The sequence below is a fragment of the Haloarcula sp. R1-2 genome, assembly GCF_011627385.1.
Classification (GTDB): domain Archaea; phylum Halobacteriota; class Halobacteria; order Halobacteriales; family Haloarculaceae; genus Haloarcula; species Haloarcula marismortui.
In genome coordinates, this window is the sequence record NZ_JAANTG010000002.1 from 476754 (window position 1) to 490771 (window position 14018).

Sequence of the window (14018 nt, forward strand, 5' to 3'; positions counted from 1 at the left end):
GTCAATGATGACGAGAGCGTCACCTGTGTGTGACAACAACGGACCGTCAGCGACCCGATAGGACAGGGATATTCGGCTTCAGTCTGCTGCGCGGCTGCCGCCGCCAGCGTATGCGCGAGTCACGTCGACGAGCGCCTTCCGGAACTCGGACTCATCTGGCTCGGGCGAGAGTGCTGCGAAGTGGCGCTTGAACTCCGTCAGATCGACTGATTCGGCGTCCTGGGCCGCGGCATGGGCGAGGTCGTACAGCCGGTGGTCTGTCTCGACCAGGTCGTGGCGTTCACACAGCGCAAGGGCGAACGCTGCGTTGACGGCCGTGATATCCGGGTCTGCAGCGGGCGTCAGCCGCGCGGCCGGTTCGCTTGGCTGTCGCACCCGGGTTGACGATGTCGAGCGGTCCCACGTCGGTGGGTCGCCGGGCCGGTCCGCGACGGCAGCCGCGAGGCTGGCTTCCAGAAACGGCACCAGTTTGTCGCCGGGCACCACTGGCATCCAGATATCGTCGGCGTAGACGTCTTTCATGTGGTTGGCGATCTGGTAACAGTGCGTGAGCTTTCGCTGTTCGACCGAACGCCCTGCCAGCGCGAGGTAGATGGCTTCTCGCGTCGATTGTGTGTGCGATGGATGCCCGCATTCGTGGTGGTGCATGTGTGCGTACTCGTGTAACGCCAGCTCGCGGGCCATCGCGCTCGTCGCGGCCTGACGGGAGATTGTCAGCCGGTGGGCGTCGTCGCTGTGGCTGACGCGGGTACGTTCATCAGGGTCCTCCCGGACCCGGACTGTCACTGGTCGTTTCAGGTCGTGTTCCGTCGAGAAGAGGTCCCTCGCTCCGAGAAACGGTTCGGCCGGCCCACCCTGCACGTGCACGTCCATGTGTCACTTTCTCATGGGCCACAGAGCTATTAATCCACGGGTGGGGGCAGCGTTCGCACGCAGCGCTCAGGACTCAAGCGCCGCGAAACCGCGCTCCAGATCCGCCCGGAGGTCCTCGACATCCTCGATACCGACTGAAAGGCGGATGAGCGTATCAGAGATGCCGAGTTCGTCCCGCGCCGCCGGTGAGAGCGGTTCGTGCGTCATCGCCGCCGGAAGCTCCGCCAGACTTTCGACGCCGCCAAGGCTGACTGCCAGCGTCACCGTCTCTAGAGCTTCGAGAAATTGTTTTGCGTCGGCCAAGTCTCCGGCCAGTTCGAACGAGAGCACGCCGCCAAAGCCCTGCATCTGCTCGCGAGCGAGGTCGTGCTGCGGGTGGCTCTCTAACCCTGGGTAGTGGACCGTTTCGACGTGCTCGTGGTCGTCGAGGTACTGCGCAAGGGCCATGGCGTTGTTCTCGTGGCGAGTCATCCGAACGCCCAGCGTTTTGATGCCCCGCGAGATGAAATAGCTGTCGAACGGGGCGAGCATATTCCCGAGGGCGATTTGCTGGCGGAACTCTACCCGCTCGGCGACCTCGGGGTCGTCGGTAATCAATGCGCCGCCAACAGCATCGCTGTGGCCGTTGAGGTACTTCGTTGTGCTGTGGACCACCAGGTCCGCACCGAGCGACAGCGGCTGTTGGAAGTACGGACTCGCGAAGGTGTTGTCGACCCCGACCGTCGCGTCGTAGTCGGCGGCGACGGCCGCAATCGCATCGATATCACACAGTTTGATGCGTGGGTTCGTTGGTGTCTCGACCCAGACTAGCTCTGTTGCCGGCGTCATCGCGGCCGCTACAGCGTCGGCATCAGTCGCATCGACGAACTCCACGTCGACACCAAGCTGGTCCCGGAACAGCGTTTCGAACATCCGGCGCGTGCCCGCGTACAGGTCATCAAACGCAACGACATGGTCGCCCGGCTCGACCAGTGAGAGCACCGCTGTTGCAACGGCTGCCGTCCCCGAACTGAACGCATAGGCCCGCTCGCCGCCTTCGAGCGCGGCTAACTCCTGTTCGAGGCCGTGTCGTGTCGGGTTCGACAGCCGCGAGTAGAGAAACTCCCCGTCCCCGGGGTTGATGTCTTCTAGAGACAGGTCCGTGTCGAGCCCGGCCAGTTCGTAGGTCGAGGAGAGGTGTATCGGGAGCGTGACATCCCCTGCTGCTGACGTCGTCTCAGTATCGACTGCGATTGTGTCGAGGTGTGGACGTCGAGTCATACGCTCCCGTCTGCTGGCTGGCGCTAATACCTTTGCAATCATTACTCATCTGCCTGCAAATAATTATAACCGCTGCGCATACCTCTCTGGCTACCGACGGGCCGGAATGCCAGACCATGCCACGCGAACGGCCGAATTTCGAGCGGTCACGGCCGTAGTGAAACACTATCCTTTTGACCCTGCTGTTGATAGAAAGCTGTATAATGGGCCGACGTAAGAAAATCGTCCAAGAATGTGAGACACTGATGGACGATCCGGAGCACATCCGGAACATCGCCATCGCTGCTCACGTCGATCACGGAAAGACGACACTGACAGACAATCTGCTGGCCGGTGCCGGCATGATTTCCGACGACACTGCCGGCGAACAGCTGGCGATGGACACCGAGGAAGACGAACAGGAACGTGGGATCACCATCGACGCGGCTAACGTTTCGATGACCCACGAGTACGAGGACCAGAACCACCTCATCAACCTTATCGACACCCCTGGCCACGTCGACTTCGGTGGCGACGTGACCCGCGCGATGCGTGCCGTCGACGGCGCGCTGGTGGTCGTCGACGCCGTCGAGGGCGCGATGCCCCAGACCGAGACGGTGCTCCGGCAGGCGCTCCGCGAGGGCGTCAAGCCGACGCTGTTCATCAACAAGGTCGACCGCCTCATCTCCGAACTTCAGGAAGGCCCTGAAGAGATGCAGAAACGCCTGCTCGCGGTCATCCAGGACGTCAACGACCTCATCCGCGGCATGACCGAGGAGATGGACGATATCGAAGACTGGACGGTCTCCGTCGAGGAAGGGACCGTCGGCTTCGGCTCCGCGCTGTACAAGTGGGGTGTCTCGATGCCGTCGATGCAGCGGACCGGCATGGACTTCGGCGAAATCATGGAGCTCGAACGTGCGGACAACCGCCAGGAACTCCACGAGCGCACGCCGCTGTCCGACGTGGTGCTCGACATGGTGTGTGAGCACTTCCCCAATCCTGTCGACGCCCAGCCGATGCGCGTTCCGCGTATCTGGCGTGGTGACGCCGAATCCCAGCTCGCCGACGACATGCGGCTGGTCAACGAGGACGGCGAAGTCGTCCTGATGGTTACTGACATCGGTGTCGACCCTCACGCCGGCGAAATCGCCGCCGGGCGTGTCTTCTCCGGCACGCTGGAGAAGGGGCAAGAGCTGTACGTCTCCGGGACTGCGGGCAAGAACCGCATCCAGAGCGTCGGCATCTACATGGGTGGCGAGCGCGAGGAAGTCGACCGCGTCCCCGCCGGAAATATCGCCGCCGTCACGGGCCTCAAGGACGCCATCGCTGGCTCCACCGTCTCAAGCGAAGAGATGACGCCGTTCGAGTCCATCGAGCACATCTCGGAGCCGGTCATCACGAAGTCCGTCGAGGCACAGAACATGGACGACCTGCCGAAGCTCATCGAGACGCTCCAGCAGGTCGCCAAGGAAGACCCGACTATTCAGGTCGAAATTAACGAGGACACCGGCGAGCACCTCATCTCCGGGCAGGGTGAACTCCACCTGGAAGTCATCGGTCAGCGTATCGAGCGCAATCAGGGCATCCCGATCAACACCGGTGAGCCGATTGTTGTCTACCGCGAGGCCCCGCAGGAAGACAGCCGCGAAGTCGAAGGTCGGTCGCCAAACAACCACAACCGCTTCTACATCAGCATCGAGCCGCTCGGCGAGGACATCGTCGAGACGATCAAGATGGGCGAGGCGTCGATGGACATGCCGGAACTGGAGCGCCGTGAAGCGCTGCAGGAGGCCGGTATGGACAAGGACGACTCCCAGAACATCGAGCACATCCACGGGACCAACATCCTGCTTGATGAGACGAAGGGTATCCAGCACCTCAACGAGACGATGGAGCTTGTCATCGAAGGTCTCGAAGAGGCCCTTGACGACGGTCCGCTCGCGTCCGAGCCGGTCCAGGGGTCGCTCATCCGTCTCCACGACGCCCGCCTCCACGAGGACGCCATCCACCGCGGTCCGGCCCAGGTTATCCCGGCCGTCCGCGAGGCTGTGCACAACTCCCTCATTGACGCCAGCATCAAGCTGCTGGAGCCGATTCAGCAGGTCCGCATCGACGTGCCCAACGACCACATGGGCGCTGCGAGCGGCGAGATTCAGGGTCGCCGTGGCCGCGTCGACGACATGTACCAGGAAGGCGACCTGATGGTCGTCGAAGGCGTCGCCCCGGTTGACGAGATGATCGGCTTCTCCTCCGACATCCGCTCCGCGACCGAGGGCCGTGCCTCCTGGAACACCGAGAACGCCGGCTTCCAGGTCCTTGCCGACAATCTCCAGCCCGACAAGATCAGCGAGATCCGCGAGCGCAAGGGGATGAAGCAGGAACTGAACCCGGCCATCGACTACTTCTAAGTACCTTTTTACTTCATCGGGTTTCCTCGCGCCGCCGACGGCGGCGCTGCGGGAACCACTCCTCGTAAAAATCTACGCTAAAAACGACCTCCGAGTCGCGCTCTGCGAGCGCGCTCGGAGTGAAACCGCGCGCCGCCGGCGCGCGGTATGCTGTCTGCCCGCTTTCTCTTGTCTCTCCCCCGCTACAGGACTGCTCTCATTCTCCCGCTTGTTCCCGTAACCGGTCGATTCGGTTCCCCAGCGGTGGCGATTTCGAGAACGGGTTCGCGAGTCGTCGTCGGGGCGGCTCCATGTCGTGGACGTCGGCGTACCGTTCGAGGGCGTCCGCGACGGTATCCGGGCCAACGCCCTCGGCCGCGTAGTCGTCGGCTGCCCGGACGCCGCGGCGAGTGACCCACAGGGTGACGACGAGCAGTCCGAGACTCGCGCCGACAAGGGGCCACAGCGGGCCGATGTCAGCCAGTGCCGCGAACACCGGGACCAGCGCGATGAGCAGGCCACCGATAAGTCGAGCACGCACGCGGGCCTCCTGACGGCCAGCCTGAACTGCGAGCAGGGCCGTTGCCATCTCGTCGTCAAACACGTCGAGGAACGTGTTCGTCACGAACAGGCGACGGTAGCCCGGGGCTCCGCGGACAATCACGTTCGCGGTTCCTTCCTGTTCGGTGTCAAGCACCCGAACGTCGCGGACGGTCAGTCCTGCGCGCTCCCGGAGTCGGTTCAGTGTTTCCGTCGTCTGGTCGTCCGGCGTATCTACCGACCGCACTAGTGGGATAAACCACGGGGCAATGACCTGTACGCCGATGCCGAAAGCGGCAAGAAGTGCCAACAGCGCGACTGACGACAGTCCGGCCTCAAGCGGTGCGACGACGACAGTCACCAGCACGGTGATTCCGAGGATGTACCGACCCATCCGGATGACCGCCTGACTGGTCGATAGTTTGATGTCCCGAACGCTGCGGATGCCCGGGACAGCTGGCGCGTAGGCGGCCAGCCCGACGAGACCAGCTGCGAGCAGTTCGGCGAACGTCGCTAGCACCGCTCCGACGACTCCGGTCTGTCCGCCGGCAATTAAGTGGCCGAGTCCAAGTAACAGAAAGACGACGTACGACAGCAGCGTGAACGGGAGAACGATACCGAGCAACAACTGCCGGTATCTGACGACGGGGTTCGAGAGGCGCTGTACGACCGTGCTTCCGATCCCGCCGATGCCTGCTCCGACGACAGCGAACAGTCCGAAGACGAGCAACGCTGCGCCTGTCGACACTGATGTAGCTTGGAGGGCGTACACATACAACTCCCTCTGCCCTGAGTCAAAAAAACGTAGCGTTCACCTGCCTGCATCCGGCACGAGCATGGTTTGCCCCACGTTTAGGTCCACCGGCGTTGAACAGAGCGGTATGAGCGACCGCCTGCATCAGATTGTGGACCTTCTCGTGGCTGCTATCATCGCCGGCACGTCGACGTTCATCTGGAGTTTCGTTCTGCCGACGGGGCTGGCGCTGACGCTTGCGGGGATGTTCGCGGCGATGTACTACTTCTCACGTAACCCCTGGGGGTCGCCTCGCGGCGAGGCGTACAACGAGTGGATCGATGACCTGTATGACCGGTTTCTGCCCTGAGACCAAACGAACGGTTTCTTATACGTGCCCCTGCTGAGTCATCCACAATGAGCCGAGATACTCAGGAGGTGAGCGGGCGATGAGCGACTCGACCGACGAGGTACGGTCCTACACAGTTCGGCTGGAACTGGTCGACGAACCGGGCGAACTGCTGCGGGCGCTCGAGCCCATCGCCACGAACGGCGGGAACCTCCTCTCTATCTTCCACGAGCGGGGGAACGTGACCCCGCGGGGGCACATCCCCGTGGAGGTCGACTTGGAGGCGACCCCCGAGCGGTTCGACGGGATCGTCGACGCACTCCGGGACGCAGGTATCAACGTCATTCAGGCCGGAGCCGAGCAGTACAGCGAGGCGCTGACGATCATCCTCACCGGCCACCTCGTCAACACTGACCTCTCCGATACACTCTCGCGAATTCACGAATCGACGGACGCGACCGTGACCGACCTCTCGCTGTCGGCCCCGGAGGGCACGGACGATGCCTCCAGCGCGCGCATTCGCCTGGCGACAGAGGAAGGGGCAGTCGACGAGACGATGTCCGCCATTCGTACCGTTGCTGACGAGAAGGGACTCCACGTCATCGAACCGCTTGCGGCGGGAGGTGAAGCATGAAACTCGCCGTCATCGGAGCCGGCGCCGTCGGCTCCTCCGTCGTCGAACTGGCGAGCGACCACGGCCATTCAGTTACTGCATTTGCTGACTCCAGTAGCGCCGTCATCGACAGCGCCGGTATCGACACCGCTGCGGTTCTCGACCGGAAACGAACCGACGGCGTCGTCGGGAGCGGTGCACCCGAAGACGCGCTTTCGGCTGAGTACGACGTGCTTGTCGAGGCAACGCCGACGACGCTCGGCGACGCCGAACCCGGCTTCGGACATATCCAGGCCGCGCTCGAACGGGACCGACACGCCGTGCTGGCGAACAAAGGCCCGGTCGCCGAGCGGTACGCAGACGTTCGCGCGCTGGAGCGCGAAAGCGAGGGGAATGTGCTGTTCGAGGCGACTGTCGGCGGTGCGATGCCGATTCTCTCGACCATCGACGACTTCGACCCGAGCCATATCACGGCCGTCCGTGGGGTACTCAACGGCACGGCGAACTTTATCCTCTCACGGATGGCGACTGAGGGCCTCGATTACGAGCATGTCCTCGCGGAAGCGCAGGACTTGGGCGTCGCCGAGGCCGACCCGACCTTCGACGTGGACGGCACCGACGCGGCGCTGAAAGGCGTCATCATCGCGAACGTCCTGTCCGATGACGAGACGGAGTACACGCTCGATGACGCTGAAGTGACAGGGATTCAGGAGATATCCGGTAGCGCGCTCGAACTCGCGCGGGCGGACGGTCGGACTGTCCGGCTCATCGCCGAGGTCGTTGAAGGCTCCGTCCGCGTCGGCCCGCGACTCGTGCCGGACAACGCGCCGCTCGCTGTCTCCGGCACCCGGAACATTGCGCAGCTAGAGACCGAACACGCCGGCCAGCTCAACATCTCCGGTCGTGGTGCCGGCGGCCCGGAGACGGCGAGCGCGGTGCTCGCCGATATCGGCCGACTGTAGCGCCGAGCCGAACAGTTCCGTTTTTAGCGGCGTTATCTACCAGAAACGCCTTTGAGTCAGCCTTATTTACGGGGATAGACGGTATTATTATACGCTCTATTATATTAAAATATATGACAAGTCAAGCGACGGTAACGAATGTGGGTGCGGAGGCCGACGATGTCGTGTTCGGTCTCTCGGCAAACATCGCTGCGGCAGTCGCCTACCTCCTGCCGTTCGGTATCATCTTTCTCCTCACCGAGGACGACAACGAGTTCGTCAGGTACAACGCAGCACAGAGTGTTGCCTACACCCTCGGACTGTACCTGTTCCGTTTTGCCCTCAACTTCGTCTTCGGCATGATGCCAGGGTTCGTGTCTCTGCTGGTCGCGCCGTTCATGATGGTATTTAACCTCGCCATCTTCGCCGGCCTCGTGTTCATGGCGTACAAAGCCTTCTCCGGTGACCTGTTCGAGGCTCCGGTCTTCGCCGACATGGCGCACTCGCTCGAAGAATCGATTTAAGCGGCCGCCGTCTCTTTTGCTACCGTCGAACGACTGGCTCACCAGTCCGATGTCTGTACCTGAGAGTCCCTGGAAACGGCTGACACTGGCGCTACCGGTCAGTTGTCGAAACACACGCTCCGGGTGCCACACTACCATGCCATGGCGTGCCGAATCGCAAGAAAGCGACGGCCTGACGCTTACACGCTTTCGAAATCGTTTTATGAACCACCAGCTAATAAACCCGATACAGCGCCTCTGCGCGTGAGAGATAACAATGAGCGACGAACAACACCAGAACCTGGCCATTATCGGCCACGTCGACCACGGGAAGAGCACGCTCGTCGGCCGACTCCTGTACGAGACAGGATCGGTACCGGAGCACGTCATCGAACAGCACAAGGAAGAAGCCGAGGAGAAGGGCAAGGGCGGCTTCGAGTTCGCCTACGTCATGGACAACCTCGCCGAAGAGCGTGAGCGTGGTGTCACCATCGACATCGCCCACCAGGAGTTCAGCACCGACACCTACGATTTCACCATCGTGGACTGTCCTGGTCACCGCGACTTCGTGAAGAACATGATTACCGGCGCGTCCCAGGCCGACAACGCCGTCCTGGTCGTCGCCGCCGACGACGGTGTCCAGCCGCAGACCCAGGAGCACGTGTTCCTGGCCCGCACTCTGGGCATCGGTGAACTCATCGTTGCCGTCAACAAGATGGACCTCGTCGACTACGGCGAGTCCGAGTACAAGCAGGTTGTCGAAGAGGTCAAGGACCTCCTCACTCAGGTCCGCTTCGACTCCGAGAACGCCAAGTTCATCCCGGTCTCCGCATTCGAAGGCGACAACATCGCCGAGGAGTCCGAGCACACGGGCTGGTACGACGGCGAAATCCTGCTGGAAGCGCTCAACGAGCTGCCGGCACCGGAGCCGCCGACGGACGCGCCGCTCCGACTGCCGATTCAGGACGTCTACACCATCTCCGGTATCGGTACGGTCCCGGTTGGCCGTGTCGAGACGGGTATCCTGAACACGGGCGACAACGTCAGCTTCCAGCCGTCTGACGTCTCCGGTGAAGTGAAGACTGTCGAGATGCACCACGAGGAAGTCCCGAAGGCCGAGCCCGGTGACAACGTCGGGTTCAACGTCCGCGGCGTCGGCAAGGACGACATCCGACGCGGTGACGTCTGTGGTCCGGCCGACGACCCGCCATCGGTCGCCGAGACCTTCCAGGCACAGATTGTCGTGATGCAGCACCCGTCCGTCATCACCGAGGGTTACACGCCGGTCTTCCACGCTCACACGGCACAGGTCGCCTGTACCGTCGAGTCCATCGACAAGAAGATCGACCCGTCCTCCGGCGAGGTCGCCGAGGAGAACCCTGACTTCATCCAGAACGGGGACGCTGCCGTCGTGACGGTCCGCCCACAGAAGCCACTCAGCATCGAGCCGTCCTCCGAGATTCCGGAGCTCGGCTCGTTTGCTATCCGCGACATGGGTCAGACCATCGCCGCCGGCAAAGTCCTCGGCGTCAACGAGCGATAACGTATGTCCCAGCAGGCACGCGTTCGGCTCGCGGGCACAAGCCCCGAGGACCTCGACGACATCTGCGCGGACGTGCGGGAGATCGCGAACAAGACCGGCGTCGAACTCTCCGGTCCGGTTCCGCTCCCAACCAAGACGCTGGAGGTTCCCAGCCGCAAGTCCCCTGACGGTGAGGGGACTGCGACGTGGGAACACTGGGAGATGCGCGTCCACAAGCGGCTCATCGATATCGACGCCGACGAACGGGCACTGCGCCAGCTGATGCGCATCCAGGTTCCCAACGACGTCTCCATCGAGATCGTCCTCGAGGACTGATCCCCGAGGGCTGTCGCTTCGCGACAGCGTCGGTGTGCCACCCGTCCGAACCGCTGGCCGGGACAGTGTGAATCGCTATCGAAGGCCGCTCTCACGCGCAGGGTTTTTATAACTCCGCGTTCGAGTGGCAGACCACGCGGGCTCGTAGATCAGTGGCAGATCGCTTCCTTCGCAAGGAAGAGGCCCCGGGTTCAAATCCCGGCGAGTCCATACCAGATTTTCGTCATGTAGAATGTGATGGAGGAGCGACAGCGTCACGCTTGCAGGACAATTCCGATGCTACCTTGGTGTATTGTAAACTTTGCACTGATTACGTACCGTTGCTGTTGCGGGTAGGGAGTCTGTTCGCCCTATCGGCACGGCCGTCTAGTATTTTCCCGTAGGAATGCTTGCCACAAGAACCGGCTATCGTAACACCCGCGTTCGGGGCGGAGGCTTCCGCTGGGCAGAATGAAGTGGAAACGACGGAGTATCTGTAGCCGCGACGACGGTCGCGACTCACTGCTCTCCTTCCCGTCGATAGCCGAGCCAGCCAAGCAACAGCGACAGCGAGACGACAACGGCGGCGAGACTGAAGCCGGGGCCGGAGCCGTCCGTTGTTGGCGTCTGCGTATCCGAGCTGGGTGTTGTCGTGCCGGTCTCAGCCTCCGAAGCTGTCGTCTGTCCAGCAGCCTGTGATGTGGTGGCCGTCTTGGTGTCGGTTACAGTGGCCGACGCCGTCGAATCCGGCGTGGATGGTACGGTCACGGTTGCTGTCCCAGTCGTCGTCTTGTTTCCGGTTGCGTTCGTCGTCCCATCCGTCGTACTGTTTGCCGCCCGAACGGTCACGTTACCCACACTGGTCGTGTTGAGTTTCACGGCGTGGACACCGGAAGAGTTGAACCGGACTGTGAGGTTCACCTGACGCTGTTCTCCGTTCGGGATTTCGACGCTCGCGTTCGTCCCGGTCACTGTTCCGTTATTATAGACACGCGCCTCAAACGTCCCGTCCCCGTCACCAGCATTCTCGATGGTTCCAGACACCATGACCGGCTGTCTGGGCGCGACCGATGTTCTGTTGAGCGACGTGTTTATGACCGAGAACGATGGTTCAGGTGGGGAGATAGCACCGCCTCCGCCCCCACCCCCACCGCTGTTGTCATCGTCATTATTGCTATCGTTGCTGTCGCTATTGTCACTGCTACCGCCGTCGTTGCTGCCGTCAGAACCGTCGGTATCGTTTCCATCTCCGCCGCCATTAGTGTCGGTCGCTGTTTCGGTAGCCGTTGCCGTGTCTGTTCCTGACGGTGTCGCGGTGTCTGTCGAGGTCGCTGAACCATTGTCGACGCGTAGCTCAATACTGTTGAAGGCTGCAGGTGCGACAGTCTCGCCGTCGCTGTTCGACAGTTTCGTGTCCGCTTCGATGAAGGCGAGTTGTGTGGACCCGGCCGCATCTGCTGGCACTGTGAGCGTGATTTCGGCGAGAACAGGGTCGCTCGTCTCTCTGGGCCGAAGCTGATTGAACGCCACCCATCCGGCCTCGTTGTTCACGTTCGTGACGGGGCTGTCGAAGTCGTTGCTGCCGGCAACGCTGTCGATTTCCGCGATGGTGGGGTCGAATGTAACGTTGGTCTGGTAGCCACGCACCGCTGTTGCGTTGGCCCAGACCTGCACGGTGACTGTTTCACCGGGAGCAACGGAGAGCGCGTCGCCGGATGCTCCCGGGACTGTGTCATCGAGCGAAATCGCGCTTGCAGACCCCGGTGCCAGTGCGGCGACCGCTATCGGGAGCGTTCCGACCACGACCGTGAGGGCAACGGCGACGACAAGCGTTCGGCTGGTTCTCACTGGTCGTCCCCCGCCAGATTCCGGGCGGAAACAGCATCGCCGATGTCGACGTCACCGTCGCCGTCGATGTCTGCCGCGTCCCGGTCAATATCACTGTCCTCGCCGGCAACCGACCGCTGGATCCGGTCTACGTCGTCAGTGTCGACGTCACCGTCGCCGTCGGCGTCGCCGGCCACGGTTTCTCCGGGGGTGTAGCTGACAGTCAGTGTCGGTGGTATGGCGTTGTCGGCGCTCTGGATATCCCAGCCGTCGCTCCCGAGCGGGCGAAACACCCATCCGGCGTTCTGTGCGCCGTTAACCCACGCGTCTACGCTCGCCGTTACATCAATCGAAATCTCACCTGTTTCTACCGCGCCGGTCCGTGCGACCGCATCGGCGACGGCCTGGGACCCATCCGCTTGGACGCCGCCGTCCAGCGACGCCCATGTCGAATCAGCGCTCCAGTCCGTTCGCAGTCGGTGGACCGCTGCGCCATCCCCTGCGTCCGACGTCTCAAGCGTTACAGTGGCCTGTTTCACGTCCGACCCGGGCGGTATCTGCCCGCTCTCTGTCCCGGTGATACTACCGAACCGGAGGAGTGCCTGCGCGCTACTGCCCGACCCCTCTGGGTCGCTGCCGTCGATAGACAGTGTTTCAGCGGTGCTGTAGCTCGTCTCCGGATCAGCGGCGCGTATCATCGTATCAGTTGTCCCGCTGTAGCCGTCCGTCCCCTGCTGGAACGTGGCCGTCGGTCCGTCTGGCGTTTTCGGCGTCTCCGTCGGCTCCGGCGTCTTGGACGACGACCCAAACCGGGCGTCGAAGTCGAGGTCGAACCCGAACTGCGAGTCGCTGTCGGTCTTTTCGGCTCCCGTACTCGGCGAGTACGTCCGAACCTGAATCCGGTCTGGCGCGTCTGCCCCATCTCCGGGACGGAACTTGATGCGGCGCATGAAGCCGTTCCCGCCGTTGGGTCGGAACTGGTAGTTCGCCAGTAGCTCGTACACTGATGCGCCGGCGTCGTTTGTTGACACCTGATGGGCCTCTCCGCCACTCTCGCCTGTGCCCTCGTGCCAGTGGCCACAGAGGACCATGAATATCTGGTCGTTTGGGGAGACGAGGTCTTCCCAGACGGTCTGACCCGTATTACCGATCTCGCTCGCTTCCTGCAACTTCCGGGTCCGTCGCTGTGGTTCGTCGCGGAGATACGAGTGCGTTGTGAGTATCGCCGCCCGGTCCGGATACTGGTCGAGGACGCTCTGGCCCCATCCAAGTGGAGTCGATGGGTCGTCTACGGTTCCCGGTGGCTCCCACTCTAAAGCGAGATGCAGGAAGTCGTAGCCGCCGGCCGAAAACAGCTGGTAGGTGTTGAGGTTATCCCGACCTTCGTCACCGTTGCTCGGGCCCGATCCGCCGAACCAGTCCCGTCCCTCGTACCGTGACGGGCCGAAGTACTCCCGGTACTTGGCAACAGAGGAATTCCGGTCCCATAGTGTCGCGTAGTCGTGATTGCCCGTCACGGTGGCGTAGGGGACCACCCCGTCGAGCGTGGACATGGCCTCATCCATGTATTGCCACTCCGCGTCGTCGTCGCCGTGGTCGACCACATCGCCTTCGTGGCTGACGAACGCGATGTTCTCTGCGGCCGCGTTGTCGGCGATCCACTGCGTCTGGTCCTTGGCGTAAGGTGTCCTCTCTTTGGCGTACACCTGCGTGTCCGGCAGTGCGACGACCGTCCAGTAGTCCGGCTGCTGGCCGGTACTGGCGGTGGTTCCCAGCGCGGTAAGGCCGACGCCAGCACCGGCGGCTTTGAGCACCCGTCGTCTGGTCGTCGTGGCCGACCGTTCGAACCTGTCGCTACTGTCCATACGCACACCCGGGACAGGTCCTGTGGTCAGTCAGGGCACAACCCGACCACTTCCCTGTGGTCCATCCGTTGTCTCGCCCGCCACGATGGCACCGTCGCATCTGCCATCTGCCGGCAGTTTCGGCATCCGATCGATACATTGCTAGGCTCTCGAACACAGACCCATCCGCCGGACGGCGATTAGTTATTGCTCGGTTACTGCGAGTATGCCGTTGTTTTTCCGCGCTATCGTTACAGGGACTCTTCGTCACAACTATCCACTGACTCATAGCCAGGGGGTTCACCGTCACTCTCGGTTTCACTCCGTTT

General features: G+C 62.4%; 12 protein-coding genes and 1 tRNA gene. 8 read left to right on the forward strand and 5 right to left on the reverse strand.

Annotated elements, in window-relative coordinates; translation table 11 throughout:
• Window positions 1-78 precede the first annotated feature (78 nt).
• Together G9C82_RS10550 and G9C82_RS10555 are read right to left on the reverse strand one after the other, a co-directional pair.
• Window positions 79-873, reverse strand: a complete 795-nt coding sequence (locus G9C82_RS10550) for a DUF5781 family protein (protein WP_004959085.1) — start codon at window positions 871-873, stop codon at window positions 79-81.
• Window positions 874-939: 66 nt separating this feature from the next.
• Window positions 940-2133 (reverse strand): PLP-dependent aspartate aminotransferase family protein, encoded by a 1194-nt coding sequence (locus G9C82_RS10555; protein WP_127014059.1) that lies wholly within the window; start codon window positions 2131-2133, stop codon window positions 940-942.
• Between the two features lie 203 nt (window positions 2134-2336).
• Between G9C82_RS10555 and G9C82_RS10560 the strand changes: the two genes are divergently transcribed.
• On the forward strand, window positions 2337-4523 hold the full coding sequence (locus G9C82_RS10560; protein WP_004959082.1) for an elongation factor EF-2: 2187 nt from the start codon (window positions 2337-2339) through the stop codon (window positions 4521-4523).
• A gap of 196 nt (window positions 4524-4719) precedes the next feature.
• On the opposite strand, the gene G9C82_RS10565 is transcribed toward G9C82_RS10560, so the two are convergent.
• The gene (locus tag G9C82_RS10565) at window positions 4720-5772 is read right to left on the reverse strand and encodes a peptidase (protein WP_127014433.1); all 1053 of its coding nucleotides are present in this window, start codon (window positions 5770-5772) and stop codon (window positions 4720-4722) included.
• A gap of 151 nt (window positions 5773-5923) precedes the next feature.
• Between G9C82_RS10565 and G9C82_RS10570 the strand changes: the two genes are divergently transcribed.
• The 7 genes from G9C82_RS10570 (at window position 5924) to G9C82_RS10600 (ending at window position 10249) form a co-directional block, all read left to right on the forward strand.
• Window positions 5924-6145: a hypothetical protein gene (locus tag G9C82_RS10570; RefSeq protein ID WP_049939005.1), complete on the forward strand. Its 222-nt coding sequence runs from the start codon at window positions 5924-5926 to the stop codon at window positions 6143-6145.
• Window positions 6146-6224: 79 nt separating this feature from the next.
• Window positions 6225-6758, forward strand: a complete 534-nt coding sequence (locus G9C82_RS10575) for an amino acid-binding protein (protein ID WP_004959075.1) — start codon at window positions 6225-6227, stop codon at window positions 6756-6758.
• The gene (locus G9C82_RS10580) at window positions 6755-7699 is read left to right on the forward strand and encodes a homoserine dehydrogenase (RefSeq protein ID WP_011224214.1); all 945 of its coding nucleotides are present in this window, start codon (window positions 6755-6757) and stop codon (window positions 7697-7699) included. The genes G9C82_RS10575 and G9C82_RS10580 overlap by 4 nt, the downstream gene beginning before the upstream one ends.
• A 113-nt stretch (window positions 7700-7812) precedes the next feature.
• Window positions 7813-8202: a DUF4870 domain-containing protein gene (locus G9C82_RS10585; RefSeq protein WP_121302316.1), complete on the forward strand. Its 390-nt coding sequence runs from the start codon at window positions 7813-7815 to the stop codon at window positions 8200-8202.
• Between the two features lie 256 nt (window positions 8203-8458).
• The gene (gene tuf, locus G9C82_RS10590) at window positions 8459-9724 is read left to right on the forward strand and encodes a translation elongation factor EF-1 subunit alpha (protein WP_007189404.1); all 1266 of its coding nucleotides are present in this window, start codon (window positions 8459-8461) and stop codon (window positions 9722-9724) included.
• Between the two features lie 3 nt (window positions 9725-9727).
• The gene (rpsJ, locus tag G9C82_RS10595; protein WP_004590697.1) at window positions 9728-10039 is read left to right on the forward strand and encodes a 30S ribosomal protein S10; all 312 of its coding nucleotides are present in this window, start codon (window positions 9728-9730) and stop codon (window positions 10037-10039) included.
• A gap of 138 nt (window positions 10040-10177) precedes the next feature.
• Window positions 10178-10249 (forward strand) — tRNA-Ala (locus tag G9C82_RS10600).
• Between the two features lie 288 nt (window positions 10250-10537).
• On the opposite strand, the gene G9C82_RS10605 is transcribed toward G9C82_RS10600, so the two are convergent.
• Entirely contained in the window at window positions 10538-11866 is a 1329-nt protein-coding gene (locus tag G9C82_RS10605) for a cohesin domain-containing protein (RefSeq protein ID WP_127014060.1), read from the reverse strand.
• Window positions 11863-13710, reverse strand: coding sequence for a DNRLRE domain-containing protein (locus tag G9C82_RS10610; protein ID WP_127014061.1), 1848 nt, complete (start codon window positions 13708-13710; stop codon window positions 11863-11865). Before G9C82_RS10610 ends, G9C82_RS10605 begins: the two co-directional genes overlap by 4 nt.
• Window positions 13711-14018 lie beyond the last annotated feature (308 nt).